The sequence below is a fragment of the Erwinia sp. SLM-02 genome (assembly GCF_037450285.1).
Taxonomy (GTDB): domain Bacteria; phylum Pseudomonadota; class Gammaproteobacteria; order Enterobacterales; family Enterobacteriaceae; genus Erwinia.
Genome location: NZ_JAQISN010000001.1, coordinates 898,160 through 923,822, shown reverse-complemented (window position 1 = coordinate 923,822; position 25,663 = coordinate 898,160). Strand labels below are relative to the sequence as shown.

Below are 25,663 nucleotides of genomic sequence, written 5' to 3'. Positions count from 1 at the left end.
TCTTTTCCACCCTTTTCACCCTGTTTTTCCCTCCCTGGCTGCCTTCCGCTGCCGGACGGGCTGGGTATTACCTAAAATATGAGGATGCATACATGAAAACGACATTTCCAACTGATTTCCTCTGGGGCGGTGCGGTTGCAGCCAACCAGGTCGAAGGCGCTTTTAACGAGGCGGGTAAAGGCCTGTCCACATCGGACTATCAGACAAACGGCCTGCTCTACCCTCCTGGGGAGAGAGCCGCCGGTGGACTGTATATCAAAGACGTTGCCAGCGATTTCTATCACCGCTATCCCGAAGATATTGCCCTGTTTGCCGAGATGGGATTCAAAACCCTGCGCACCTCGATCGCCTGGACACGTATTTACCCTAACGGCGATGAAACCACGCCGAATGAGGCCGGGCTGGCCTTTTACGATGCGCTGTTCGACGAAATGCTTAAGCACAACATTCAGCCACTGATAACGCTTTCCCATTACGAGATGCCTTACCACCTGGCGAAAAACCTGGGGGGATGGGGAAACCGGCAGACCATTACCTTTTTTGAACGCTATGCCACCACGGTATTTGAGCGCTATCAGCACAAGGTGAAATGGTGGCTGACCTTCAACGAAATCAACGCTGCCCTGTTCGCCCATTTCGGCCCGCTGGGCCTGCCGGAAGGCAGCAGTCCGCAGGAAGTTTACCAGGCGGTCCACCATCAGCTGGTCGCCAGCGCTCGCGTGGTCAAAGCCTGCCACCGGATTATTCCGGATGCCAGAATTGGCAATATGGTGGCGGCAATGCCGCAGTATCCGCTCACCTGCCATCCTGACGATGTGCTCGAAGCACAGCGTAAAGAGCGGGAGTGGCTGTTCTTCTTCGACGTTCAGGCCCGGGGGGAATACCCGAGCTATATGGAGCGCCACTTTGCCCGGCAGAATATCCTGCTGGATATCACCCACCAGGATCGGGAAGACCTGCGGGAAACGGTGGATTTCCTCTCCTTCAGCTATTACATGAGCAGTTGCGCCAGTGCCGACCCGGAACAGCATAAAGTCACCGGTAATATTTTAAACCTGATTACCAATCCGCATTTAAAGGCGTCGGAATGGGGCTGGCAGATCGACCCGGCAGGCATCCGTTATCTGCTGAATATGCTCTGGGACCGCTATCAGAAACCGCTGTTCATCGTTGAAAACGGGCTGGGTGCGAAAGACCGGATTGAAGAGGATGGCAGCATTCGCGATGACTACCGCATTGCTTATCTGAATGACCATCTGGTTCAGGTTCGTGAAGCGATTGCCGATGGCGCCAGGGTTCTGGGCTACACCAGTTGGGGGGCGATCGATCTGGTCAGCGCCTCGACGGCAGAAATGTCGAAACGCTACGGTTATATCTATGTTGACCGCGACGATAGCGGCCAGGGCACCCTGCAACGCCACCGTAAACAGAGCTTCGGCTGGTATCAGCAGGTGATTGCCAGCGACGGTGCCAGCCTGGTGCAGGGGGACAAAAATGCGCAATAAGCTGCTGTTACTGACGTCGCTGCTGCTGTCGATCGCGCCCGTGGCGCAGGCCGCTGATGACTGCTCCCGGTACGATAAGATGCTGCCTAAGGGGCCAGAGACACCCAGCATTGGTTCGGCCTGTGACACCCTGTCCCCCGAATGGGGCGGCCTGCGGCAGGATATGGCCGATCTGGGCTTCTATGCTCAGGTTCAGCTGTTAACCAACCTGACCTACGACGTGGCCGGCAACTGGAAAAATGAGCCTAACTACGTTGGCCAGCGGCTGACCACCGGCAACGCGCTCAGCGCGGATCTTACCTGGGATCTGGCGCGCCTTGGCCTGGGCGAGGGCGCACAGCTGCATCTTGGCGCGATGTATGCCTATAACAATTTTAAAGGCAACGGTCAGGACGGACACGTGGCGATCAGCGATCTGTCCGTCTATCAGCCTTTATTTGATAACCGGGTGATCCTGCATTACGGCTACTCGGCCTGGCTGACGCATTTCTACGGCCTGTACCTTGGCAGCAGCACGGCGTCGTCGGCGCTCGGTCCGACCAGCGTTATGCTGAGCCAGGCCGGGCTCACCAGCCTGAAACCCAGCCCGGGCATGGATATTCGTTTTCAGTCTGAAGATCGGCGCTGGTACGATCATATTGGCGTGGCCCGCAGCCAAAGCTCTGACGGCCTGCTGGCGGATTCGAAATACAATACTTACGGACTGCGCTGGCAGGTACCGAACGCGGGAACGCTGTTAATTAACGAGATCGGTTATCGTGTTAATGCCACTGCGTCAGAGGGCCTGACGTGGATTCGCGGCGGATCGGTCTACAATAAAACCCCCTACTTCGACTACAGGTCCGAGCAGGATAAGAATGAAACCTGGTCCCACTACCTGGCAGCCACCCATCAGCTCAGCCAGCCGGATGCCGGCCTGCCCTTCAGGGGATGGTACATCGACGGTAAAACGAACTACTCGCCGGAAGACCGCAATGTCTTTACCCAGGATGCCTCGCTGACGTTGTTCAGTATTGGTCCCTTTGACAGCCGTCCAATGGATATGCTGTCGTTTGGTCTGGCCTGGAATAAATTCAGCCAGGATGCGAAGGATTATTTCGAGCGGCACGGCAGCAGCGCGGAAAGTTACAGCACCACGGCATCCACCGCCTATACGCTGCGCGTCAGTAACGGCATATATTGGACCAATCAGTTAGCCTGGACGCATCACCCCTCCGTCACCCCGAAAGAGGACGATGCGTGGAACCTGCTGACGCAGATTGTCATTAATCTGTAGCAGATGTTCGACACAAAGCCCGGTATCCGGGCTTTGTGTCCGTCTGAAAGGGTTACTTTTCGGATTTGCTGGTGAAAAGCCGAATGGCGATAAAATCCAGACATTTAATGGTGCAGGCTACACTGGATGCCACAACCAGGATTTTCGATATCCCTGCTGGCGGACTGAAGCCCCAGACGGGGAGTACTCCGGCCCCACCAAGAATCACCAAGGCAATCACCGCGCCGATAAAGCCAGACAGGGTACGGTAAATTTTCATTATCACATCGAGTCATCCTGTAAATTATATTTTACCAGGTACATTGTGCACCATAATTAGAACCGACATTGTTAGAGCTATTACCCGAGCCCGGTTTTGCACATACAGGAGATAATGCTGCGCCAACTGCGCCTCCTGCAGCGCCTTTCCACCCTCCAAATAGTCCTCCAATCGCCCCGCCAATTACAGTAGCTAAACAATCATCGACGCCATCATAAGAGAAGTTTTCTCCCGTGTTTCGCCCCCGATGGGAACCACTCGTACGACCTGCATTATTGATAGAGTTAGATGTATTAACAGGATCATTCCTTCCACCTGCTCCGGAGATGGTATCTAATTCAACAAAATCCAACGTTCTCATAATCTCTCCTTTTTATTATTTAAAATTCATTCCATTTTAAATGGAAAACAAGAGTAACAAAAAATAATGAAATTTAAAAAAAATAAACAGGAATCACGAAAACATAAAAAAATCAATTATTTCATATAGTTAAAATAATAATTTACAATAACAATATAAAAAATAACAAATACCCCAATAATAAACAATAAATTGTGAACCGAATCACTTTCACTCTGTTATATCGTTTAGCTCAACCGATTTCGACAGCGTGAAAATCTACGGTACGAATGGCTGGCTGCCGGATGACTTCTTCACAGATTACATAAATCTGCCCGGTGACTGGTAGTAGACAGTCTTGAGGTAATTAAGGTAGTAACAACCTTCCCGGTGCGGAGCTGATTATCCAGCAACAACACTCTACGGTGGCGAAAGGGGGGCATCAGTGCTGTGATCGCGTCGATGAGAGTATGATATTCAGCGTGTTCTGCTGAAAGCCTCAACCGATCTGAAGCTACGTCATAAAATGACATTTTGAGTATTCAGGATCTACGGGATATTCGGGATATCAGGGTGTTTGGACGGGGAATGGATAATTCTCTACTGCACTCAGTACTGGAAAGCTTGCAGGAGGTTTACTCAAATGACCTGCGGTGATGTTGGGGTGGCAGGCACTATCGCTGTCAGTCCGCAGTGGAGACGCCTTCACAACCGTCGGGGATAATCTGATTGATGCTTTCGCGCAAAATCACTTATGCTTTGCCGCTTACACATGCAGGAGATGAGTCATGACCAGCGAAACTCGCGGGCGGGGAAGACCACGAAAAACAGAAAGCACCTATGCAGATACCCGCAATGATCTGATCCGCAGCGGACTTGAACTGCTGACGCAGAATGGTTTTCTTTCGACGGGAGTCGATGCCATTGTCAAAAATGCCAGTGTCCCTAAAGGCTCATTTTATTATTACTTCAAGAGCAAAGAGGAATATGCACAGACCGTTCTTGATGCCTATGACAGTTTCTTCGAGCATAAACTTAAAAAACATCTGCATACACCATCCTGCGCCCCCATGTTACGTCTGGAAAATTTTATCCACGATGCCTGTGACGGGATTAATAAGTATGACTTCACCCGGGGCTGCCTGGTGGGAAATATGATGCAGGAGAGCCCGGGGCTTCCGCCGTCCTTTATTAAACAGCTACAGGATATTCTTGAGCGCTGGCAAGCTCTGGTTGCGGCCTGTCTGTTCGATGCCTTATCGTCCGGTGAGATATGCTCAGAGATGGATGACAAACAGCTGGCGGCCATTTTCTGGAGTGGCTGGGAAGGTGCCGTAATGCGTGCCAAACTTTATTGTTCAACCCAACCTGTGTACGATTTCTGGCGTTTTTTCAAAACGTCCGTACGTTATCAGCCAGCTCAGGATGAGACGGCCAAACGGTAAAAAGAGAGGCCGATACCGGCCCCTTAGTCGATCAGTAACCCCGTATCTTTACTTAGCAGCATTGAATGACGGCCCGGCCGCGAATTCCGCCATTCAGAAGTTTTTCGGCCACATTGATGGCCTCACTGAGCGGATATACGGTGGTCAGACTATCCAGCGTGGATTCTGGTAAATGCTTTAATACCTGCTGCCAGATCGCCGCTCTTTTCTCTTTCGCGAACATGACGCTGTCAATCCCTTTCAGCGTGACACCCCGCAGGATAAACGGAGCCACATTACCCATCAGGTTCATACCCTGTGCCATGCCGCAGGCTGCAACAATGCTGCCATAGCGCACCCCGGCGCAGGCATTACAAAGCGTGTGGCTGCCAACGGTATCAATAGCGGCAGCCCAGCGTTCTTTCTGTAACGGTTTGCCAGGCCTGGACAGCTCGGTACGATTAATAATATCGGTCACCCCGACCGTTTTATAGAGCCATGCGGATTCTTCCGGACGACCGGTAGACGCGGTCACACGGTAGCCCATCGACGCAAGGATCATGGCCGCAATGCTGCCGACCCCTCCGCTGGCACCGGTAACCAGTACCGGCCCATCTTCAGGCTTAACACCATGATTCAGCAGCGCGTCGACACACAGCATTGCGGTAAAGCCAGCTGTCCCGATTGCCATTACGTGTTTGCTGTTTGCGCCAGCCGGCAGCGGCGTCAGCCAGTCCCCTTTTACCCGTGCTTTTTCGGATAGCCCACCCCAGTGTTTTTCGCCTACTCCCCAGCCGGTCAGAAGAACTTTATCGCCTGCCTGAAAATCCGGATGTGAGCTGGCGGACACAGTACCTGCAAAATCGATACCCGGCACCATCGGGAATTGACGGACGATGGGGCCGCGCCCGGTAATGGCCAGGGCATCTTTGTAATTGATGGATGAGTAGTCGATATTGACAGTTACATCCCCCTCAGGCAGCTCACTTTCAGCGGTTTCAACAAAAAATGCAGAGTAACGACCTTCTATTTCATTGATTAATAAATATTTAAACATTTTTACCTCGTATGTCCGGTTGTATGGCTGTCATTATTCAGGAGTATAATAAAAATATTGACCGATCGTCTAATAAACATCGCTACTATCCCAGCGTTTTGCCGATATGCAAGAGTTGTGAGTTTATTCATTGCATTACCGGATGCATTTTTGATCAGAATCAAACTGAAGCACTGATGGATAACTGTTGCGGTATGAACGAGGGGATTTTGATAACTTACTCTGATGATTTTTTGATAACCGTTAGCCTGCTGCCAACAAAAACGGGGGCCAAAAGGCCCCCGTCTTCACAATCATCAACGGCACATATTACATGTGGCTGATCATTGCATCGCCAAACTCTGAAGATTTCAGCAGTTTAGCGCCGTCCATCAGACGCTCGAAGTCATAGGTCACGGTTTTGGCGTTAATTGCGCCTTCCATGCCTTTAACGATCAGGTCTGCGGCTTCGAACCACTCCATATGGCGCAGCATCATTTCTGCGGACAGGATAACGGAACCTGGGTTCACTTTATCCTGGCCTGCATACTTAGGTGCCGTACCGTGGGTGGCTTCGAACAGGGCGCATTCGTCACCGATGTTTGCGCCCGGAGCAATACCGATACCGCCAACCTGTGCCGCCAGGGCATCAGAGATGTAGTCACCGTTCAGGTTCATACAGGCAATAACGTCATACTCGGCTGGACGCAGCAGGATCTGCTGCAGGAAGGCGTCGGCGATCACGTCTTTGATAACGATCTCTTTGCCGGTGTTCGGGTTCTTGATTTTCACCCACGGGCCGCCGTCGATCAGCTCGCCGCCGAACTCTTCGCGTGCCAGAGCATAGCCCCAGTCCTTGAAGGCGCCTTCGGTGAACTTCATGATGTTGCCTTTGTGAACCAGGGTCACGGAATCACGGTCGTTAGTGATTGCGTATTCGATGGCCGCACGAACCAGGCGCTTAGTACCGGCTTCAGAGCACGGCTTAACGCCGATACCACACTGCTCAGGGAAGCGAATTTTCTTCACGCCCATTTCGTCACGCAGGAACTTGATCACTTTATCCGCTTCCGGCGTGCCCGCTTTCCACTCGATACCGGCATAGATATCTTCGGAGTTTTCGCGGAAGATCACCATGTCGGTATCTTCAGGGCGTTTAACCGGGCTTGGCGTACCGGTGTAGTAACGAACCGGACGCAGGCAGATGTAGAGGTCAAGCTGCTGACGCAGCGCAACGTTCAGGGAACGAATACCACCACCGACTGGGGTAGTCAGTGGGCCTTTGATGGCCACGCGGTAATCTTTAATCAGATCGAGGGTTTCCTGCGGCAGCCAAACGTCCTGGCCGTAGAGCTCTACCGATTTCTCACCGGTGTAAATTTCCATCCAGGAAATTTTACGCTCACCGTTATAAGCCTTCTGTACAGCGGCGTCGACAACTTTGATCATCACTGGAGAAACGTCCACACCAATACCATCACCTTCGATGAATGGGATGATTGGATTGTTAGGTACGTTTAATTTTCCCTTTTCCAGGGTGATTTTCTGACCTTCCGCCGGAACAACTACTTTGCTTTCCATTAACCTCTCCTTCGAGCGCTTTTTTTGTTAATGACTTGTAAGATGCGCGTCAATACTACTTGAATATTGACTCCGCGCCAATCATCTCAGGATTGCGGTATAATGCGCTTATTGTTTCTAAGTGCAAAGACCATGCGAAAATCTTCTGTTAGCCCTCACCGCGTTAAGCGGACCAGCCCGCGCCAGGCGGCCAGACCCGTCGATAAGGGGCCGCGCTGCGTGATTTTATTTAACAAACCGTTCGATGTTCTGCCACAGTTCAGCGACGAATCCGGGCGGCGCACATTGAAAGATTATGTGCCGCAAACGGGCGTTTATGCAGCCGGGCGGCTTGACCGCGACAGCGAGGGGCTGATGGTGTTGACCAATGACGGCGCGCTGCAGGCCAGGCTGACCCAGCCGGGAAAACGCACCGGAAAGGTCTATTTTGTTCAGGTTGAGGGCGATCCCGCAGAGAGCGATTTGCAGCCGCTGCGCAGCGGCGTTACGCTGAAAGATGGCCTCACCCTGCCCGCACAGGTTGAACGCGTTGCGGAACCCGACTGGCTGTGGCTGCGCGAACCCCCGATCCGCGAGCGCAGGGCGATTCCTACCCGCTGGCTGAAAATCACCCTGTTTGAGGGGCGCAACCGTCAGGTGCGGCGCATGACCGCCCATATCGGTTTCCCCACCCTGCGTTTAATTCGCTTTTCAATGGGCACGCTGCAGTTAGAAGGGCTGGCCCCGGGCGAATGGCGCGATATCAGCCATCTGATCTGATTAAGGAGAATCCAATGTTCAAACCGCACGTTACCGTCGCCACCGTCGTTCAGGCCGAAGGGCAATTTCTGGTCGTAGAGGAGCGGGTACGCGGCCGCGCCACCCTGAACCAGCCGGCAGGCCATCTGGAAGCCAACGAAACGCTGCTGCAGGCCGCCGCACGTGAACTGTCGGAAGAAACCGGTATTGAAGCCGTGCCGCAGGCGTTCCTGGGTATGCACCAGTGGATTGCGCCGGACAACACGCCGTTCCTGCGCTTTCTGTTTTGCCTCGACCTGCCCGCCATAGTAGAAACTTACCCGCAGGATCGCGACATCGATCGCTGCTGGTGGCTGCCGCCGGAAGAGATCCTGACGTCGAAGAAGCTGCGCTCGCCGCTGGTGGCGGAAAGCCTGCGTGTTTACCAGCATGGCCCGCGCTATCCGCTGACGATCCTCAACACCTTTCAGTGGCCGTTTAGCGAGGATGCACCCGTCGCCGGTGCGTGATAGAATGCCGCCGCAATTTTATCAGAGTCGCCTTTAACGACTCCTGGTGCCCAACATTTTCCCCGTGCGGCAAGGCAGCGACAGCGCCATCGCGCCGGCCCGGTTTCAGCCGGCGGCGGCGACAGGCCAGCATAGCCTGTGTACCGGATGGGGAAATGACGGGTAAAAACTTTAAAGTCAGGTAATTATGTCTAACAGCCAGAAAAAAGTGATCGTCGGGATGTCCGGCGGCGTTGACTCCTCCGTTTCCGCCTGGTTACTGCAGCAGCAGGGCTATCAGGTTGAAGGCCTGTTTATGAAAAACTGGGAGGAGGACGATGGCGAAGAGTACTGCACCGCAGCAGACGATCTCGCCGACGCCCAGGCCGTCTGCGACAAGCTCGGCATCTATTTACACACGGTAAACTTTGCCGCCGAATACTGGGATAACGTCTTCGAACACTTCCTTGCGGAGTACAAAGCGGGCCGCACGCCAAACCCGGATATTCTGTGTAATAAAGAGATCAAGTTTAAAGCCTTCCTGGAGTTTGCCGCTGAAGATCTCGGCGCGGACTATATTGCCACCGGCCACTACGTGCGCCGTGCCGACGTTGACGGCAAAAGCCGCCTGCTGCGCGGCCTGGATGGCAATAAAGATCAGAGCTACTTCCTTTACACGCTGGGCACCGATCAGATAGCCCAGAGCCTTTTCCCGGTGGGCGAGCTGGAAAAACCGGAAGTGCGCCGCATTGCGGAACAGCTTGAGCTGATTACCGCGAAGAAGAAAGACTCCACCGGCATCTGCTTTATCGGCGAGCGCAAATTTACCGAATTCCTTGCGCGCTATCTGCCCGCACAGCCAGGCCCGATTGTGACCGTGGCCGGAGATACCGTCGGCCAGCATCAGGGGCTGATGTACCACACGCTGGGCCAGCGCAAAGGGCTGGGCATTGGCGGCACCAAAGAACACAGCGAGCAGCCGTGGTACGTGGTGGATAAGGACGTGGCGAATAACGTGCTGATTGTCGCCCAGGGCCACGATCACCCGCGCCTGATGTCCGTGGGCCTGATCGCGCAGCAGCTTCACTGGGTGGATCGCGAAGTGCTCCGCGCCCCGCTGCGCTGCGTGGTGAAAACCCGCTATCGCCAGGAAGATATTCCGTGCACCATCACGCCGATCGACGACGAACGTATTGAGGTTCGTTTCGACGAGCCGGTCGCGGCGGTTACGCCGGGTCAGTCAGCGGTATTTTATCTTGATGAAGTCTGCCTCGGCGGCGGCATTATCGAACAGCGTCTGCCTCTGGTCACCGCCTGATACAGACGACGTGCAGGGAAGACAACAGGAGTCATCGTGGCGAAGAACTATTATGATATTACCCTGGCACTGGCCGGTATCTGCCAGTCCGCTCACCTGGTGCAGCAGCTGGCGCACCAGGGCCAGTGTCCGCCGGAGGCGCTGAAGGTCTCGCTGCACAGCCTGCTGGATCTGAATCCGTCCTCCACGCTGGCGGTGTTTGGCGACGATGAAGCCAACCTGCGCTTCGGCCTGGAAACCCTGCAGGCGGTGCTGAACAGCAACAGCCGCCAGGGGCTGGGCGGGGAGCTGACGCGTTACACCCTGAGCCTGATGGTGCTGGAGCGTAAGCTTCACGGCAATAAAGAGGCCATGAACGAGCTGTCGCGGCGTATCGCCCAGCTCGATCGCCAGCTGGCGCACTATGGCCTGGAGTCTGACACCCTGGTCAGCGCCATGGCCGGGATTTACGTGGATGTGATAAGCCCGCTCGGGCCGCGTATCCAGGTCACCGGTTCTCCGGCGATCCTGCAGAATACGCAGGTGCAGAGCAAAGTTCGTGCGGCACTGCTGGCGGGTATCCGCGCAGCGGTGCTGTGGCAGCAGGTTGGCGGTGGCCGCCTGCAGCTGATGTTTTCCCGTGGCCGTCTCGTTAATGAGGCGAAAGCGATTCTGGCCCGCCTGAACGGGACACCAACCTGATTTTTTTAACCGATCCTGGAGCAGCAACAATGGAATTATCCTCTCTGACCGCCGTCTCACCTGTTGATGGTCGTTATGGCGACAAAGTCAGCCCACTGCGTGGCATTTTCAGCGAATTCGGTCTGCTGAAATTCCGCGTTGAGGTTGAAGTTCGCTGGTTACAAAAACTGGCCTCCAACGCTGCGATCAAGGAAGTTCCTGCATTTGATGCCGACGCAAACGCTTTCCTTGATGCTATTGTCGCCGGATTCAGCGAAGAAGACGCCGCGCGTATCAAAACCATCGAGCGCACCACCAACCACGATGTGAAGGCGGTTGAGTACTTCCTGAAAGAGAAAGTGGAGAGCGTGCCTGCCCTGCATGCCGTTTCCGAATTTATCCACTTCGCCTGTACCTCAGAAGACATTAACAACCTGTCCCACGCGCTGATGCTGGATACCGCGCGCCGCGACGTCATTGTGCCTTACTGGAACAAAATCATCGCTGCGGTGAAGGATCTCGCCGTACAGTACCGCGATATTCCGCTGCTTTCCCGTACCCACGGCCAGCCGGCTACCCCGTCAACGCTGGGTAAAGAGATGGCCAACGTCGCTTACCGCTTTGAACGCCAGCTGCGCCAGCTGGAGCGCATTGAAGTACTGGGTAAAATCAACGGTGCGGTCGGTAACTACAACGCCCACATCGCCGCTTACCCGGAAGTGGACTGGCACCAGCTGAGCGAAGAGTTTGTCACCTCGCTGGGCATCACCTGGAACCCGTACACCACGCAGATCGAGCCACACGACTACATCGCGGAACTGTTTGACTGCATGGCCCGCTTTAACACCATTCTGATCGACTTCGATCGCGACGTCTGGGGTTATATCGCGCTGAACCACTTCAAGCAGAAAACCATCGCCGGTGAAATCGGTTCTTCCACCATGCCGCACAAGGTGAACCCGATCGACTTCGAAAACTCCGAAGGCAACCTCGGTCTGGCCAACGCCGTCATGCAGCACCTGGCCAGCAAACTGCCGGTTTCCCGCTGGCAGCGCGATCTGACCGACTCTACCGTACTGCGTAACCTCGGTGTGGGCGTGGGCTATGCGCTGATCGCCTATCAGGCGACGCTGAAAGGCATTTCCAAGCTGGAAGTGAACCGTGACCGTCTGCTGGACGAGCTGGATCATAACTGGGAAGTGCTGGCTGAGCCGATTCAGACCGTGATGCGCCGTTACGGCATTGAAAAGCCTTACGAGAAGCTGAAAGAGCTGACCCGCGGCAAGCGCGTTGATGCCGAAGGCATGAAGACGTTTATCGACGGTCTGGCCCTGCCGGAAGAAGAAAAAACCCGTCTGAAGCAGATGACCCCGGCCAACTACCTCGGCCGCGCCATCCAGATGGTTGATGATCTGAAATAATCCTCCGCCGGGCCGGCGCTAGTCGGCCCGCGTTAACCTGCGGTTTATTTGCTTCCTCCTATACTTCTGACAGTTTATGCTGCGACTATACGCAGTTCGAATTGATTAAGGATTAGGTTATGCGTGTGTTAGTCGTCGAGGATAACCCTCTGTTGCGTCATCATCTTGCCGTTCAGCTGCGCGAGATGGGTCATCAGGTGGATGCCGCGGAAGGCGCAAAAGAAGCGGATTATTTCCTCAATGAGCATACGCCGGACATTACGCTGGTCGATCTCGGCCTGCCGGATGAAGACGGTATGGCGATGATCCGCCGCTGGCGCAGTCAGGACGTGCGTCAGCCGATCCTGGTGCTGACCGCCCGCGATGGCTGGCAGGCCAAGGTTGAAGCGCTGGAAGCCGGTGCCGATGATTACGTGACCAAACCCTTCCATATTGAAGAGGTGGTCGCCCGCATGCAGGCGCTGATGCGCCGCAACAGCGGTCTGGCCTCACAGATTATTACCCTGGCTCCCTTCCAGATCGATCTTTCCCGCCGCGAGCTGACGATTAACGAGCAGCAGATCAAGCTGACCGCGTTCGAATACACCATTATTGAAACGCTGATCCGCAACGTCGGTAAAGTGGTCAGTAAAGATTCGCTGATGCTGCAGCTCTATCCCGATGCTGAACTGCGTGAAAGCCACACCATTGACGTCCTGATGGGGCGCCTGCGTAAGAAGATCCAGGCGGAACACCCGCTGGATGTGATTACCACGGTGCGCGGTCAGGGCTACCGTTTCGACCTCTGACGCAATGAACCTGCTGCGGAAACTTTTCCGCCGGAAAAAACCGCTGTCGCTGCGCGTGCGCTTCCTGCTCGCCACCGCCGCAGTGGTCCTGACCATGTCACTCTCCTACGGCATGGTCGCGGTGATTGGCTACGTGGTGAGCTTCGACAAGAATACCTATCGCGTACTGCGCAGCGAGAGCAATCTGTTCTTCACGCTCGCTCAGTGGCAAAACAACCGGCTGACCATCGTGCAGCCGGAGCGCATGTCGCTCAACTTCCCGGCGCTGGTGTTTATCTATGACAATCGCGGCAAGCTGCTGTGGCAGCAGCGCGATGTTCCTGAAATTCGCAGCAAAATTCGCCGCGAGTGGCTGAACAAGTCCGATTTTTACGAGATCGATACCAACAACTACACCAGTCGTAAAGTGTTGAGCAACGATCGCGATGCGCAGAATAAACTCAGCGCCTACGACGACGATGGCAACGATACCTTTACCCACTCGGTGGCGGTCAACCGCTACGAGGCCACGGTCAATCTCCCGGAGCTGACCATTGTGGTGGTGGATTCCATTCCGCAGGAGCTGCAGCATTCTGACGTTGTCTGGTCGTGGTTCAGCTACGTGCTGCTGGCCAATCTGCTGCTGATTATCCCCCTGCTGTGGCTGGCCGCCCACTGGAGCCTGCGCCCCATCGGCTCACTGGCCGGACAGGTGCGCGAGCTGGAAAACGGCGTGCGGGAAACGCTCGATCCGGCCCCGCCGCAGGAGCTGAAGGGACTGGTGCGTAACCTCAATATGCTGCTGGATAACGAGCGGCAGCGCTATACCCGCTACCGGACCACGCTCAGCGACCTGACCCACAGCCTGAAAACCCCGCTGGCGGTGTTGCAGACCACGCTGCGCTCGCTGCGCGGCGGTCGGAACCTGTCGATAGAGCAGGCGGAGCCGATCATGCTGGAGCAGATCAGCCGCATCTCCCAGCAGATTGGTTACTACCTGCATCGGGCCAGCATGCAGGCCGACCATCACGCCCTGAAGCGCGACCTGCACTCGGTACCCGCCCTGCTCGACAGCCTGTGTTCGGCGCTCAACAAGGTGTATCAGCGTAAAGGCGTGGTGCTGACGCTGGATATCTCCCCCGAGCTGATCTTCGTCGGCGAGCAGAACGATTTTATGGAAGTGATGGGCAACGTGCTGGATAACGCCTGCAAATACTGCCTGGAGTTTGTCGAGGTGACCGCCAGCCAGACCGATAACCAGCTGCAGCTGGTGGTGGAAGATGACGGCCCCGGCATCCCGGAAAACAAACGCGACCTGGTGTTTATCCGCGGGCAGCGCGCCGATACGCTGCGCCCCGGCCAGGGGCTGGGACTGGGGCTGGCGCGTGAAATCCTGGAACAGTATGCGGGGGATATTACCGCCGGTGCCAGCCAGCTCGGCGGCGCGCGGATGGAAATCGTCTTTCGTCGCCAGGAGCTGCTGCACAAGGATGAGTAAGCCGCTTATGCACAGACATTTGAGCGAGACGGTACACAGTCAGGGCCGTGCACTGTTATAATCGATTCACTTTGGCGCTTCAGGAAACCATCATGGATTACCAACTCGACCTTAACTGGCCCGATTTCATTCAGCGCTACTGGCAAAAACGGCCGGTGGTGCTTAAGCGCGGTTTCAAAAACTTCGTTGACCCTATTTCTCCCGATGAGCTGGCCGGCCTGGCCATGGAAAACGAGGTGGACAGCCGCCTCGTCAGCCATCAGAACGGTAAATGGCAGGTCGGGCACGGCCCGTTCGAAAGCTATGACCACCTGGGGGAAAATAACTGGTCGCTGCTGGTGCAGGCCGTCGATCACTGGCACGAGCCTTCCGCCGCGCTGATGCGCCCTTTCCGCTTCCTTCCCGACTGGCGCACCGATGATTTAATGATCTCCTTCTCGGTGCCGGGCGGCGGGGTTGGACCGCATTTCGACCAGTATGATGTCTTTATCATTCAGGGAACCGGCCGCCGCCGCTGGCGGGTGGGTGAAAAAACCGAACTGAAACAGCACTGCCCGCACCCGGATCTGCTGCAGGTTGAGCCGTTCGACGCCATCATTGATGAAGAGATGGAGCCGGGCGATATTCTGTATATTCCACCGGGATTCCCGCACGAAGGCTACTCGCTGGAAAATGCCCTCAACTACTCGGTAGGTTTCCGTGCGCCAAGCGGGCGCGAGCTGATCAGCGGCTTTGCCGATCACGTGCTGTCACGAGAGCTGGGCAGCTACCGCTTCAGCGATCCGGACGTGCAGCCGCGCGAACATCCGGCCGAGATCCTGCCCGCCGAGCTGGCCGGGATCCGTCAGATGATGCTGGACGTGATCGACCAGCCGCAGCAGTTTAACCAGTGGTTCGGTGAGTTTATTTCGCAGTCGCGCCACGAGCTGGACGTTGCTCCGCCGGAACCACCGTACCAGCCGGATGAAATTTACGATGCGCTTCAGCAGGGCGACTCGCTTTCACGCCTCGGCGGCCTGCGCGTGGTATCGATTGGGGATGCGGTATTTATCAACGGTGAGCAGCTGGATTCGCCGCACCGCGCCGCGCTGACCGCGCTGGCCAATCAGCTGACGCTGAACCAGGCATCCTTCGGCGACGCCCTGGATGACCCGTCGTTCCTTGCCCAGCTGGCGGCACTGGTCAACAGCGGTTACTGGTTCTTCGGCGACGAAGAGTAATACGTCGATCGCGGATACCGCGTTTTAAGCGGTATCCGTCCCTGCGGTTATTTTAACAAACGTGTCCTCCCCTCTTCAGGAAGCGCCCTTCGCCTGTTCCGCCGTCAGTGTGGCAATCCGTTCAATCACCTGCACCGCCTTCTCCATATTATTCAGCGAGGCGAATTCATGCCTGCCGTGATAGTTATAGCCGCCGGTAAACAGATTCGGACAGGGCAGCCCCATATAGGAAAGCTGTGAACCGTCGGTGCCGCCGCGAATCGGTTTCACCAGCGGGGTGATATCGCAGTCGCGCATCGCCTGCAGGGCCAGGTCAATACTTTGCGGGCAGGCTTCCACCTTCTCACGCATGTTGTAGTAGCTGTCCTCAATCACCAGCTCAATCACCGCCGAATGCGGCAGCGACTGCTGTATCCGCCGTGCGGTATCCTGCATCAGCTGCTTGCGCCGGGCGAAGCTTTCACGATCGAAGTCGCGAAGGATATAGTGCATTTCTGCGCGATCGACCGCGCCTTTTATCCCGTGCAGATGATAGAAGCCTTCATAGCCGGCGGTTTTTTCCGGAACTTCAGCAGGCGGCAGCGCCTGATGAAAACGCGTGGCCAGATCGAGCGCGTTGACCATCACCCCTTTTGCCGTACCGGGATGCACGTTGTTGCCGGTGATTTTTACCGTGACCGACGCGGCGTTGAAATTCTCGTACTCAAACTCCCCCAGGCCACTGCCGTCGACGGTATAGGCCCAGTCTGCGGCAAAGGCCGCCACGTCAAAGTAGTGAACGCCTTTACCAATTTCTTCATCGGGGGTGAAGGCCACGCGGATCTCGCCGTGCGGCCGTTTGCCCTCAATCAGCCGCGCCAGCGCGGTCATGATCTCAGCAACACCGGCTTTATCATCGGCCCCCAGCAGGGTTTTACCGTCGGTAGTAATCAGCGTATGGCCCAGCAGCTCGTGCAGAACCGGGAACATCACCGGCGACAGGATCTCATCGCCAATGCCCAGGGCGATATCGCCGCCGCGATAGTTTTCAATGACCTGCGGAGACACATTTTTTCCAGTGAAATCCGGCGAGGTATCCACATGCGAAATAAAGCCAATCACCGGCACCGGCCAGCTGACCGTAGCGGGCAGCGTGGCCATGACGATCCCGTGTTCGCTACAGCTGATATCGCTCAGCCCCAAATCATGCAGCTCTTCACAAAGCTGGTCCGCCAGGCGTAACTGCCCCTCCGTACTGGGGACCTGACGAACGTTACCTTTAGATTGCGTATCCACGGCTACATAGTTTAAGAAGCGATCGAGTAAGTTATTCATCTGTCGTCCCTCTGAATGCCAGTATTTATTATGATCATTCGGAAACCTGTAAATATTGTTTCAGGTCAGTTTAGTGTGCAGCGAAAGCCATTAGCGGTGCGGGTAATGAATCAGATTATAAAAACGCACGGGCTGCTCGCCGCTGTTGCGGTAGGCATGGGGCCGGTCGGCCTGGAATCGCAGCGCATCACCGGCAGCAACGCTCTGCCAGACACCGGTAACGCACAGCTCCAGCCGCCCCTCAATCACAATAGCATGTTCAATGACGCCCGCTTCGTGGGGAGCCGATTCACTGACGGCACCCGGGGCCAGCTCAATCACCAGCATCTCAAACCCGGTGGCGGCATCAAAGGGGAACAGCGTCTGCACCTGCATCGCCCGATTGGGCTGCCGGAAGGCGGGCAGGTGCTGCGGCTGCCTGGGGGCATCGTCAGGCGTAGCCGGGCCGTTAATGAACAGAGAAAACGGCAGGTTAAACCCGGTGGCGATCTTCCACAGCGTGGCGATGGTCGGGCTGGACTCCGCACGCTCTATCTGCCCCAGCATCGCCTTGCTGACGCCGGTCATTTCAGCGGCCTGGCTTAAGCTCCACCCACGCAGAGTGCGCTGCGTTTTCAGCATTTGCGCCAGATGATTTTGCAGATCGTCCACACTTCTCCCTCCTGTTAATAAGGCGAGTATATCTTCTTGTGCGTTATAACGCACGATGCTAACGTGTGCGCTATAACGCACACGATTCGGAAACCGCAATGCGCCCGCCTCTTTCAATTCGCTATCTGACGCTCCCGGCACTGATTGCCGGATTTGTTGCCGTGCTGGTGGGCTATACCAGCTCTGCGGCGATCATCTTCCAGGCCGCCGGTGCTGCCGGCGCCACGCCGCACCAGGCGGGCGGCTGGCTGACGATGCTGGGCCTGGGAATGGGCATCACCACTCTGACCCTGTCGCTGTGGTACCGCACGCCGATCCTGACCGCCTGGTCAACGCCCGGCGCGGCGCTGCTGGTCACCAGCCTGCCGGGCACGCCGATTAACGAAGCCATTGGGATTTTTATCTTCGCCTCGGCGCTGATTGTATTCTGCGGGGTCACCGGGCTGTTTGCCCGTCTGATGGATCATATTCCGCTGGCGATTTCCAGCGCCATGCTGGCCGGGATCCTGCTGCGCTTTGGCATTGACGCCTTCGGCGCGCTGCAGGTGAATTTCGCCCTCAGCGGGACAATGTGCCTGGTCTACCTGCTGACGCGCCGCTTCACACCGCGCTACGCCATCGTGCTGACGCTGTGTGCCGGGCTGGCCGTCGCCGCTGCACAGGGCAATATTCACGTTAGCGGCGGCCAGAGCATGGTGATGCCGGAGTTTATCGCCCCGCATTTCACCCTCTCCAGCCTGCTGGGCATTGGCATTCCCTTCTTTGTGGTCACCATGGCATCGCAGAACGCCCCCGGTATCGCCACGCTGAAAGCCGCGGGCTACCGGGTGCCGATCTCCCCGCTGATTGCCTGGACCGGCGCGACGGCGCTGATTCTGTCACCGTTTGGCGGTTTTACCTTCTGTATTGCGGCAATCACCGCCGCTATCTGCATGGGGCCGGAAATACACAACGATCCCCAGCGGCGCTATATGGCAGCGGCGGCGGCGGGCGTGTTCTATATCATTGCCGGGATTTTCGGCGGGGCAATCAGCGGTCTGTTTACGGCGCTGCCGCTGGCGCTGATCCATACCATTGCGGGCCTGGCGTTGCTTGGCACCATTGCCGGCAGCCTGCAGCGCGCGCTGAGCGATGAGAAACAGCGTGATGCGGCGGTGATCACCTTCCTGATCACCGCCTCGGGCGTTACGCTGTTTGGGGTGGGTTCCGCCTTCTGGGGATTAGCTGGCGGCGTGCTGGCCCATCTGATCTTTTCTCTTCCCAAACGTAAAGCGGGCTAACCCCGCTTAGCGCCCAAGATTGCCCAGCAGCCCGCGCACCCAGGCGGGCACCACTTCGCTGGCCAGGCCGTATTTCTTCTCGTCAAACTCGCTGCCGACCTGGCTTGGCTCCAGGTTCAGCTCAACGGTGTGTGCGCCCTGTAAACGGGCCTCGTGCACAAAGCCCGCCGCCGGATAAACGTGCCCGGACGTACCAATCGCCACAAAATAGTCGGCCTCGGCCAGCGCCTGATAAATTTCATCCATCTGCAGCGGCATTTCTCCGAACCAGACGATATGCGGGCGCAGAACCGCGGGGAACTGACAGCAGTGACAGCGATCGTCCGGCTTCACATCGTCCGTCCAGTGCAGAACCTGACCGCTGCCCGTACAGCGCACCTTAAGCAGCTCACCGTGCATATGGATAACGTTATTGTTACCGGCGCGTTCATGCAGGTTATCAATGTTTTGCGTCACCAGCAGGAAGTGGTCGCCCAGCACGGCTTCCAGTTCAGCCAGCGCAGCGTGAGCGGCGTTCGGCCTGATCTCGGGCTGTTTAAGCTGGCTGCGGCGCGCATTATAAAATGCCTGTACGCGCTGGGGATCGCGCGCAAACCCCTCCGGGGTGGCCACGTCTTCCACTTTGTGCTCTTCCCACAGGCCGTCCGCCGCGCGGAAAGTGCGAATACCGGATTCCGCAGAGATCCCCGCGCCGGTCAGCACCACCACTCTCGGCAGCGGATGGCTGGCAATCTCGATTTTACGATCGCGCTCAAAAATGCGCTGACGAAAGCGCTGATGGACCTGACGGCGATTTTTTTTGTAGCGGGCCAGTCGTAAGCGACGGCGGGGTGTACGCATAGTCGATCCTCTAATCCTTAATATGCAGGAATGCGGCACCGCGCATTCCGCCTGCGTCTCCGTGCCGCGCTTTGGCAAAGCGCGGTGGTTTGGCGACCGGCAGCAGGTAAGGCGCAACCCGCTCCGCCAGGCCGTCATACAACGCATCAAAATTGGACAGGCCACCGCCCAGCACCACCAGATGGGGGTCCAGCAGGGTCAGCAGATTGCCCAGGCATACCGCCAGCAGCTGACGATAGCGTTCAGTGTGAGCCAGCGCGCTGGCATCTCCCTGATAATAACGGGTGATTATCTCCTGCGCACTGAGAGTCTGATGATAAAAGTGCTGCCACAGCCAGGAAAAACCAGAACCTGAGAGATACCCCTCAATACAGCCCTTTTTGCCGCAGCCGCAGGTCAGCAGCGGAATATCACGGCCCAGCACCTCCAGCGCATCCACCGGCAGGCGCAGATGCCCCATCTCACCGGCCACATAATTGCGGCCGGTGACCGGCTTGCCGTCAACGATCAGGCCGCCGCCCACGCCGGTCCCGAGGATCATGCCGAGCACCACGGGATAGGCCTGAAACTCATCGTCCCAGGCTTCAGAGAGGGCAAAGCAGTTGGCGTCATTATCAATCCGGACTTCGCGCCCCAGCCGCTGGCTGAGATCGGCGCGCAGCGTCCGGCCCCGCGCGGCGGGCAGGTTGGCACTGAATACCGTGCCGTCGTCGGGCACCGGCAGGCCAGGAATGCCCAGACCGACGCTGCCCGCGCTGCCGCAAAACGCATCGGCTTCGGCAGTCAGCGCCTGCAGTACCGTCAGCAACTGCTCATAATCCTGCGCCGGGGTAGCCACCCGTTTGCTCCAGATCGCCTCGCGCCGGGCGTTGTACACGCCCAGGGCAATTTTAGTGCCGCCAATATCAAAACCGTAGTACATCCGCGCCTCGCTTACTGGCCGCTTAATACACGCGCCGGATCGATACGGCTGGCGCGCCGTGCCGGATACCAGCTGGCGATCAGGCTGAGCAGCAGGGAGGTAAACAGCACGATAACCACATCCCGCCAGTGCAGCTCGGACGGCAGGAAATCAATGAAGTAGATATCGCCGGAGAGGAAATGATAGCCGGTCAATGCTTCAAGAGCGTGAATAATCGCGGTGAGGTTCAGCGCGGCCAGCACGCCGACGATCACTCCGCTGACGCTGCCCACCAGCCCGGCCAGCAGCCCGTACCAGATAAAGATGGCGCGGATCAGGCCGTCTTTTGCCCCCAGCGTGCGCAGCACGGCGATGTCACCGCTCTTATCCTTCACCGCCATTACCAACGTTGAAACGATGTTGAAGCAGGCCACGCCGATCACCAGCACCATAGCCAGATACATAATGGCGCGGATCATCTGAATATCACGGTACATATAGCCGTAGGTCCCTATCCAGCTACGGATGGACACATAGGCGTTGGTCACGGTGCCGGCTTCACGAATCAGCTTCTGCGCGCTGAACGGGTCGGCGGCTTTAATGGCGATGCCGGTGACGTTATCCCCCATACCCAGCAGCTGCTGCGCATCGCCCAGCGGAACCAGCGCCAGACCGTGGTCAAGCATGCCGCTTAATTTAAGAATGCCGCTGACCTGCAGGCGCACGCGCTTGGGCTGTAGCAGCTTATTCTGCGCATCGCTGTTGGGGATCATTATGGTCAGCCAGTCGCCCTGCTTCACCTTCAGGCTGTTGGCCACGCCCTGCCCCAGCAGGATTTGCTGCTTGCCGGCACCGAACGATTGCCAGGCATTACCCTGCACGTAGGAAGGCAACGCGCTAAGCTGCGCCTCCTGCTGCGGATCCACGCCTTTCACCTGCACGGCCTGCAGCTTGCTGCCGCTTTCAATCAGGCCGGTAAAATTAATATAGGGAGCCGCTGCGGCGACGCCGGGTACCCGCTCGATTTTCGGCAGCATGCCCTGCCAGCCGGTGAACGGCTGGTTGACCGGCTCGATTTCGCCGTGTGGCACCACCGCGAGAATACGGTTGTTCAGCTCACGTTCGAAGCCGTTCATCGCACTCAGTCCGACGATCAGCACCGCCACGCCAAGGGCAATACCGACGGTGGAGATCACCGAGATAAGCGATACCATTCCCCCGCGACGGCGGCCGCGGCTGAAGCGCAGACCCAGCAGTAAAGAGAGAGACTTCGCCATCACAGGCTACCCGCCATCGTCAGGCGATCGCTGAGCTGGCCGTCGCGCATTTCTACCTGGCGGCGCATGCGCTTAGCCAGATGCAAATCGTGAGTTACCACCAGAAACGCCGTGCCCTGCCGCTGGTTGAGTTCACCCAGCAGATCGAAAATCGCATCGGCATTGCGCGCGTCCAGGTTCCCGGTCGGCTCATCGGCCAGCACCAGTCGCGGGTTGTTCACCAGCGCGCGGGCGATCGCCACGCGCTGGCGCTCTCCGCCGGACAGTTCCGACGGGCGATGCGCGGCACGGTGATCGAGGCCCACGGCTTTTAGCATCTCCAGCGCCCGGGTCCGGGTTTCCGCTTTCGGCGTTTTTCCGATCATCAGCGGCATCGCCACGTTTTCCAGTGCGCTGAAGTCCGGCAGCAGGTGATGGAACTGATAAATAAAGCCCAGCTCGCGGTTACGCAGCTCGGCTTTCGCGGCGGAGGACATGTCATTGAGTGATTTACCGTCAAACACCACGCTGCCGGAGGTGGGCGTATCCAGCCCGCCGAGCAGGTGCATCAGGGTACTTTTACCGGAGCCTGAACTGCCGACGATGGCCATCATTTCACCCGGCTGCACGCTGAAGGAGACGTTGCGCAGGACATCGGTCTGCACGCTGCCTTCCTGATAGCGTTTGCACAGGTTGTCGCACTGCAACAGGATCTTGTTACTCATAACGTAAAGCCTCAGCGGGTTGAACGGCGGCAGCGCGCCAGGAAGGATACAGCGTTGACAGCAGCGCCACGATAATTGCCGTGACGGTAATGGTCGCCACCTGCGTCAGGGAAATATCAACCGGCAGCGCGGCGCCATCAAGGAACGCGCCAATCACCGGCATCAGATTATTCAGCTGGCTGGCCAGCAGCATGCCGAGCAGCGCGCCCAGCACGGAACCGACCACGCCCGCCGTCGCCCCCTGCACCATAAATACCGCCACGATTTGCCGGCGCGTCAGGCCCTGGGTTTGCAGGATCGCCACTTCCCCCTGCTTTTCCATGATCAGCAGGCCCAGCGAGGTGACGATATTAAAGGCGGCGACGGCCACAATAAGGCTGAGCAGCAGCCCCATCATATTTTTTTCCATCTTCACCGCCTGGAACAGCTCGCCTTTACGCTCGCGCCAGTCCTTCCACACCAGGCCGTCAGGCAGTTTTTGCTGACTGACCACGTCAACCTCCAGCGGCTTATCCAGCCATAACCGCCAGCCGGTGATATTTCCGGCCGGATAGCGCATCAGGCGTGAGGCATCCTGCTGATTGACGAGGATCTGATAGCCGTCCACGTCGCTGTTGGCGGCGAAGGTGCCGATCACCGTAAACAGACGCTGGCTGGGGATCCGCCCCATTGGGGTGAACTGGCTGGCGGAAGGCACCATCAGGCGGATCTGTTCGCCAGGGCGAACGCCCAACTGCGCGGCCAGCTGCTCACCGAGGATGACGTTATATTCACCGCTCTGCAGCTGCTGCTGCCTGACGTTAATCAGGTAAGGGGTGAGCGGATCGGGTTCGTCAGGATTGATCCCCAGCATCACGCCCACGCCAACGCTGCGTGCGCTCTGCATCACCACCTCGCCGGTGCTCAGCGGCGTTACCCTGCTGATACCGCTGAGGTGCAGCGAATCCGCGGGCGTTTTCTGTGGGTTAATTGAGCCGCTGTCGCTGGTCACCAGCGCCTGCGGCATCAGGCCGAGGGTATTTTGCTCCAGCTGGTGCTCCAGCCCGTTCATAACCGACAGCACGGTCACCAGCGCCATCACGCCCAGCGTGATACCGATGGCCGATAGCCAGGAAACAAACCGCCCGAAGCGGTCGGAGGCGCGCCCGCGCATGTAGCGCAGGCCGATAAAGAGTGCGACAGGCTGATACATGAAATCCGTTTTTGCTCGTGCAATAAGTGGAGGGAATGATAAAGCTTAGTACCGCCTTATGGAACCACTAAGCCTCTGACTGTGCGCATTGTTTTGTCAATGGCTGAAACATTCGGCCTAATCTCAACGCCAGCGGTTAAAATCTGGCCGCTGCCGGCGCGATTAACCGTTCACCGGCCGTCTGTCGCCCTCTGCCTTTGGCAATTTCACCCCGCTTTCGGAATAAAAAGCGCGAGAAGTGATTCATTAAGAACAGAATGTGATGATTTTCAGAAAAGACAACGCCGACTCTTGCTACTATGATAACCAGGAATGTTCTTACCAATTTGCTTTCATCCAGCTCGTCACTTATGTCATTCGCGCGTGAGTTCAGGTCATCCCCCGAACGGGGATACCGGCCGGAAGCCAGCGACTCAATTCAAGATGCTATAAGCGGCCGTACCAGGCAGCACCGAGTCTGAAGATGCCAAACAATAAAAATCGTATTCACCAGGTCATTGTTCTGTTTTTTTTCGCCATTCTGCTCTCGGTTATTGGCCTGAGCTTTCGTAATTTCGAATCCATGTCGATCTTTTGGCCGGGCAATGCGGTACTGCTGGGATTGCTGATCCGTTTTCCGGCTCTGGATAACCGCGTTTCGCTGCTGGTGCTGTTTTTCGGCATGCTGGCCACCGATTTATGCTGGGGTACACCGGCGATGATCTCGGTCGGGGTTAATTTCTCCAATATCACCTTTATCGCCGCGGCGCGCTGGGTATTGCTGACCCGCCACTTCACCCGCCCGTATCCCCGCCGCCTGCAGTCGCTGATGCGGATTTTCCCGGCGTCCATCGCCGGTGCGCTGGTCTGTGCCGCCATCGGGGGCGTGGTCAGCGAGCGCTATTTCCATGATGAACTGTTCAAGGCCTGGTTCTCATGGTTTTCGGAGCAGATGTCGACCTCAATCCTCCTGCTGCCGGCGGTCATCAGTCTGCCGCGCCGTGATGAACTGCGTGCGATACTGCGAAAAACCTTCGAGAGTTCGCTGCTGCCGCTGGTGGCCCTGCTGGTGAGCACGGCAATCAGCATCTGGGTGGGCGGCGGCGGAAGCCTGCTGTTCCCCCTTCCCGCGCTGCTGTGGTGCGCCATCAGTTATCCGCTGTTTATCACCTGTTGCCTGACGCTGGTCACCGGCATCAGCGAGATCATTCTGGTGGCCGGAAACGTCCTGAATATCCAGGGAGAGAATGACCTGTTCCGCATCGACAGCCTGTCGGCGGCACGGCTGGGCGTGGCCGCCATGACCATCAGCCCGTTAATCGTTTCCCTCAGCATTGAGGCCAATCAGCGTCTGGTTGCACGCGTCACCCGCCGGGCGGATTACGATCTGCTGACCGGGGCGCTGACCCGCAGCGGCCTGTCGTCTCGCCTGCAGGCGCTGCTGGCGTCGCGCAATCGTCCACCCGGCTTTTCCGGGGCGCTGTTTCTGGTTGATATCGATCGCTTTAAAAATATTAACGATACCTGGGGCCATGCCGCCGGGGATTATGTGCTGGCGAAAACCGTGCAGTGCATCCAGCAGGCGCTACCGCCAACCGCGCTGGTCTGCCGTATGGGGGGAGAAGAGTTCCTGGTGCTGCTTGAGTCGGCAAACGAACCGCGGGCGTTTCTGCTGGCGAACAGGCTGCGTAACAGTATTGAAAATAACGCCGTCCTGCTTAACGGCAACGATTTGAGCGTCACGGCCAGCATGGGTATCAGCCTGCTGAATATCAACAGCGTACAGGCGCTGGACGAAGCGATTAATCGCGCCGATGAGCAACTCTATGTGGCCAAAAGCAGCGGCAGGAACCAGGTCAGACCGGAATTCGTTCTCTAATCGCTGTTGCTAACGGACAGTGAGGAAGTTTGACACGCTCACAATCGTTGCTACCCTTTTTTAACTGCGATGGTTTGAAGAAAGTGCGTGTCAAAGGAGGCGCATTGCGGAATCC

The 25,663-nt window shown here is 57.0% G+C and carries 24 protein-coding genes; 13 read left to right on the top strand and 11 right to left on the bottom strand.

Annotated features, from left to right (window positions below; translation table 11 throughout):
• The first annotated feature begins 92 nt into the window (after positions 1-92).
• Positions 93-1,505: a glycoside hydrolase family 1 protein gene (locus PGH32_RS04400; RefSeq protein ID WP_337893279.1), complete on the top strand. Its 1,413-nt coding sequence runs from the start codon at positions 93-95 to the stop codon at positions 1,503-1,505.
• Entirely contained in the window at positions 1,495-2,781 is a 1,287-nt protein-coding gene (locus PGH32_RS04395) for a carbohydrate porin (protein WP_337893278.1), read from the top strand. The genes PGH32_RS04400 and PGH32_RS04395 overlap by 11 nt, the downstream gene beginning before the upstream one ends.
• A 52-nt stretch (positions 2,782-2,833) precedes the next feature.
• On the opposite strand, the gene PGH32_RS04390 is transcribed toward PGH32_RS04395, so the two are convergent.
• Positions 2,834-3,040 carry a hypothetical protein gene (locus PGH32_RS04390; RefSeq protein ID WP_337893277.1) on the bottom strand — a complete coding sequence of 69 codons (207 nt, stop codon included), beginning with the start codon at positions 3,038-3,040 and terminating at the stop codon, positions 2,834-2,836.
• 31 nt (positions 3,041-3,071) lie between these two features.
• Positions 3,072-3,401, bottom strand: coding sequence for a hypothetical protein (locus PGH32_RS04385; protein WP_337893276.1), 330 nt, complete (start codon positions 3,399-3,401; stop codon positions 3,072-3,074).
• 767 nt (positions 3,402-4,168) lie between these two features.
• Here PGH32_RS04385 and acuR point away from each other — a divergent pair.
• Positions 4,169-4,825: an acrylate utilization transcriptional regulator AcuR gene (gene acuR / locus PGH32_RS04380; protein ID WP_314419555.1), complete on the top strand. Its 657-nt coding sequence runs from the start codon at positions 4,169-4,171 to the stop codon at positions 4,823-4,825.
• 52 nt (positions 4,826-4,877) lie between these two features.
• Here the strand turns inward: acuR and acuI are convergent, their stop codons facing one another.
• Together acuI and icd are read right to left on the bottom strand one after the other, a co-directional pair.
• On the bottom strand, positions 4,878-5,861 hold the full coding sequence (gene acuI, locus PGH32_RS04375) for an acrylyl-CoA reductase (NADPH) (protein WP_337893275.1): 984 nt from the start codon (positions 5,859-5,861) through the stop codon (positions 4,878-4,880).
• A gap of 309 nt (positions 5,862-6,170) precedes the next feature.
• Positions 6,171-7,421, bottom strand: coding sequence for an NADP-dependent isocitrate dehydrogenase (gene icd, locus PGH32_RS04370; RefSeq protein ID WP_314419557.1), 1,251 nt, complete (start codon positions 7,419-7,421; stop codon positions 6,171-6,173).
• A gap of 102 nt (positions 7,422-7,523) precedes the next feature.
• Here icd and rluE point away from each other — a divergent pair, with 102 nt between their 5' ends.
• The 8 genes from rluE (at position 7,524) to PGH32_RS04330 (ending at position 15,531) form a co-directional block, all read left to right on the top strand.
• Positions 7,524-8,180 (top strand): 23S rRNA pseudouridine(2457) synthase RluE, encoded by a 657-nt coding sequence (gene rluE / locus PGH32_RS04365; RefSeq protein ID WP_337893274.1) that lies wholly within the window; start codon positions 7,524-7,526, stop codon positions 8,178-8,180.
• Positions 8,181-8,194: 14 nt separating this feature from the next.
• Positions 8,195-8,668, top strand: coding sequence for an NUDIX hydrolase (locus PGH32_RS04360; RefSeq protein WP_314419559.1), 474 nt, complete (start codon positions 8,195-8,197; stop codon positions 8,666-8,668).
• A gap of 187 nt (positions 8,669-8,855) precedes the next feature.
• Complete coding sequence (gene mnmA / locus PGH32_RS04355; RefSeq protein WP_314419560.1) at positions 8,856-9,965, top strand: tRNA 2-thiouridine(34) synthase MnmA; 1,110 nt, start codon at positions 8,856-8,858, stop codon at positions 9,963-9,965.
• 36 nt (positions 9,966-10,001) lie between these two features.
• A complete protein-coding gene (hflD, locus tag PGH32_RS04350; protein WP_314419561.1) occupies positions 10,002-10,646 on the top strand; it encodes a high frequency lysogenization protein HflD in 645 nt (214 codons plus the stop codon).
• A gap of 29 nt (positions 10,647-10,675) precedes the next feature.
• Positions 10,676-12,046, top strand: coding sequence for an adenylosuccinate lyase (gene purB / locus PGH32_RS04345; RefSeq protein WP_314419562.1), 1,371 nt, complete (start codon positions 10,676-10,678; stop codon positions 12,044-12,046).
• A 119-nt stretch (positions 12,047-12,165) separates the two neighbouring features.
• Positions 12,166-12,834 (top strand): two-component system response regulator PhoP, encoded by a 669-nt coding sequence (phoP, locus tag PGH32_RS04340; RefSeq protein WP_314419564.1) that lies wholly within the window; start codon positions 12,166-12,168, stop codon positions 12,832-12,834.
• 4 nt (positions 12,835-12,838) lie between these two features.
• Positions 12,839-14,311 carry a two-component system sensor histidine kinase PhoQ gene (gene phoQ, locus PGH32_RS04335; protein ID WP_314419565.1) on the top strand — a complete coding sequence of 491 codons (1,473 nt, stop codon included), beginning with the start codon at positions 12,839-12,841 and terminating at the stop codon, positions 14,309-14,311.
• Between the two features lie 92 nt (positions 14,312-14,403).
• A complete protein-coding gene (locus PGH32_RS04330; RefSeq protein WP_314419567.1) occupies positions 14,404-15,531 on the top strand; it encodes a ribosomal protein uL16 3-hydroxylase in 1,128 nt (375 codons plus the stop codon).
• A 75-nt stretch (positions 15,532-15,606) separates the two neighbouring features.
• Here the strand turns inward: PGH32_RS04330 and pepT are convergent, their stop codons facing one another.
• Positions 15,607-16,845 carry a peptidase T gene (pepT, locus tag PGH32_RS04325; protein ID WP_337893273.1) on the bottom strand — a complete coding sequence of 413 codons (1,239 nt, stop codon included), beginning with the start codon at positions 16,843-16,845 and terminating at the stop codon, positions 15,607-15,609.
• Between the two features lie 90 nt (positions 16,846-16,935).
• Positions 16,936-17,496 carry a helix-turn-helix domain-containing protein gene (locus tag PGH32_RS04320; protein WP_314419570.1) on the bottom strand — a complete coding sequence of 187 codons (561 nt, stop codon included), beginning with the start codon at positions 17,494-17,496 and terminating at the stop codon, positions 16,936-16,938.
• A 98-nt stretch (positions 17,497-17,594) separates the two neighbouring features.
• Between PGH32_RS04320 and PGH32_RS04315 the strand changes: the two genes are divergently transcribed.
• On the top strand, positions 17,595-18,776 hold the full coding sequence (locus PGH32_RS04315) for a benzoate/H(+) symporter BenE family transporter (protein WP_337893272.1): 1,182 nt from the start codon (positions 17,595-17,597) through the stop codon (positions 18,774-18,776).
• Positions 18,777-18,782: 6 nt separating this feature from the next.
• Here the strand turns inward: PGH32_RS04315 and cobB are convergent, their stop codons facing one another.
• The 5 genes from cobB to lolC are packed head-to-tail and all read right to left on the bottom strand — an operon-like array spanning position 18,783 to position 23,690.
• On the bottom strand, positions 18,783-19,616 hold the full coding sequence (gene cobB, locus PGH32_RS04310) for a Sir2 family NAD+-dependent deacetylase (protein WP_314419572.1): 834 nt from the start codon (positions 19,614-19,616) through the stop codon (positions 18,783-18,785).
• Between the two features lie 10 nt (positions 19,617-19,626).
• Complete coding sequence (gene nagK / locus PGH32_RS04305) at positions 19,627-20,538, bottom strand: N-acetylglucosamine kinase (RefSeq protein WP_337893271.1); 912 nt, start codon at positions 20,536-20,538, stop codon at positions 19,627-19,629.
• 11 nt (positions 20,539-20,549) lie between these two features.
• Complete coding sequence (lolE, locus tag PGH32_RS04300) at positions 20,550-21,794, bottom strand: lipoprotein-releasing ABC transporter permease subunit LolE (protein ID WP_314419575.1); 1,245 nt, start codon at positions 21,792-21,794, stop codon at positions 20,550-20,552.
• Positions 21,794-22,498, bottom strand: coding sequence for a lipoprotein-releasing ABC transporter ATP-binding protein LolD (gene lolD / locus PGH32_RS04295; RefSeq protein WP_314419576.1), 705 nt, complete (start codon positions 22,496-22,498; stop codon positions 21,794-21,796). The genes lolE and lolD overlap by 1 nt, the downstream gene beginning before the upstream one ends.
• A complete protein-coding gene (gene lolC, locus PGH32_RS04290) occupies positions 22,491-23,690 on the bottom strand; it encodes a lipoprotein-releasing ABC transporter permease subunit LolC (protein ID WP_314419577.1) in 1,200 nt (399 codons plus the stop codon). The genes lolD and lolC overlap by 8 nt, the downstream gene beginning before the upstream one ends.
• Before the next feature lie 463 nt (positions 23,691-24,153).
• Here lolC and PGH32_RS04285 point away from each other — a divergent pair, with 463 nt between their 5' ends.
• Entirely contained in the window at positions 24,154-25,548 is a 1,395-nt protein-coding gene (locus tag PGH32_RS04285) for a GGDEF domain-containing protein (RefSeq protein WP_337893270.1), read from the top strand.
• Positions 25,549-25,663: the final 115 nt, after the last annotated feature.

What these genes read in the sequence shown, in the direction of transcription:
- PGH32_RS04400 (WP_337893279.1), top strand. Translation starts at nt 93, where the DNA reads ATGAAAACGACATTTCCAACTGATTTCCTCTGGGGCGGTGCGGTTGCA.
- PGH32_RS04395 (WP_337893278.1), top strand. Translation starts at nt 1,495, where the DNA reads ATGCGCAATAAGCTGCTGTTACTGACGTCGCTGCTGCTGTCGATCGCG.
- PGH32_RS04390 (WP_337893277.1), bottom strand. Translation starts at nt 3,040, where the DNA reads ATGAAAATTTACCGTACCCTGTCTGGCTTTATCGGCGCGGTGATTGCC.
- PGH32_RS04385 (WP_337893276.1), bottom strand. Translation starts at nt 3,401, where the DNA reads ATGAGAACGTTGGATTTTGTTGAATTAGATACCATCTCCGGAGCAGGT.
- acuR (WP_314419555.1), top strand. Translation starts at nt 4,169, where the DNA reads ATGACCAGCGAAACTCGCGGGCGGGGAAGACCACGAAAAACAGAAAGC.
- acuI (WP_337893275.1), bottom strand. Translation starts at nt 5,861, where the DNA reads ATGTTTAAATATTTATTAATCAATGAAATAGAAGGTCGTTACTCTGCA.
- icd (WP_314419557.1), bottom strand. Translation starts at nt 7,421, where the DNA reads ATGGAAAGCAAAGTAGTTGTTCCGGCGGAAGGTCAGAAAATCACCCTG.
- rluE (WP_337893274.1), top strand. Translation starts at nt 7,524, where the DNA reads ATGCGCTTATTGTTTCTAAGTGCAAAGACCATGCGAAAATCTTCTGTT.
- PGH32_RS04360 (WP_314419559.1), top strand. Translation starts at nt 8,195, where the DNA reads ATGTTCAAACCGCACGTTACCGTCGCCACCGTCGTTCAGGCCGAAGGG.
- mnmA (WP_314419560.1), top strand. Translation starts at nt 8,856, where the DNA reads ATGTCTAACAGCCAGAAAAAAGTGATCGTCGGGATGTCCGGCGGCGTT.
- purB (WP_314419562.1), top strand. Translation starts at nt 10,676, where the DNA reads ATGGAATTATCCTCTCTGACCGCCGTCTCACCTGTTGATGGTCGTTAT.
- phoP (WP_314419564.1), top strand. Translation starts at nt 12,166, where the DNA reads ATGCGTGTGTTAGTCGTCGAGGATAACCCTCTGTTGCGTCATCATCTT.
- phoQ (WP_314419565.1), top strand. Translation starts at nt 12,839, where the DNA reads ATGAACCTGCTGCGGAAACTTTTCCGCCGGAAAAAACCGCTGTCGCTG.
- PGH32_RS04330 (WP_314419567.1), top strand. Translation starts at nt 14,404, where the DNA reads ATGGATTACCAACTCGACCTTAACTGGCCCGATTTCATTCAGCGCTAC.
- pepT (WP_337893273.1), bottom strand. Translation starts at nt 16,845, where the DNA reads ATGAATAACTTACTCGATCGCTTCTTAAACTATGTAGCCGTGGATACG.
- PGH32_RS04315 (WP_337893272.1), top strand. Translation starts at nt 17,595, where the DNA reads ATGCGCCCGCCTCTTTCAATTCGCTATCTGACGCTCCCGGCACTGATT.
- cobB (WP_314419572.1), bottom strand. Translation starts at nt 19,616, where the DNA reads ATGCGTACACCCCGCCGTCGCTTACGACTGGCCCGCTACAAAAAAAAT.
- nagK (WP_337893271.1), bottom strand. Translation starts at nt 20,538, where the DNA reads ATGTACTACGGTTTTGATATTGGCGGCACTAAAATTGCCCTGGGCGTG.
- lolE (WP_314419575.1), bottom strand. Translation starts at nt 21,794, where the DNA reads ATGGCGAAGTCTCTCTCTTTACTGCTGGGTCTGCGCTTCAGCCGCGGC.
- lolD (WP_314419576.1), bottom strand. Translation starts at nt 22,498, where the DNA reads ATGAGTAACAAGATCCTGTTGCAGTGCGACAACCTGTGCAAACGCTAT.
- lolC (WP_314419577.1), bottom strand. Translation starts at nt 23,690, where the DNA reads ATGTATCAGCCTGTCGCACTCTTTATCGGCCTGCGCTACATGCGCGGG.
- PGH32_RS04285 (WP_337893270.1), top strand. Translation starts at nt 24,154, where the DNA reads ATGCCAAACAATAAAAATCGTATTCACCAGGTCATTGTTCTGTTTTTT.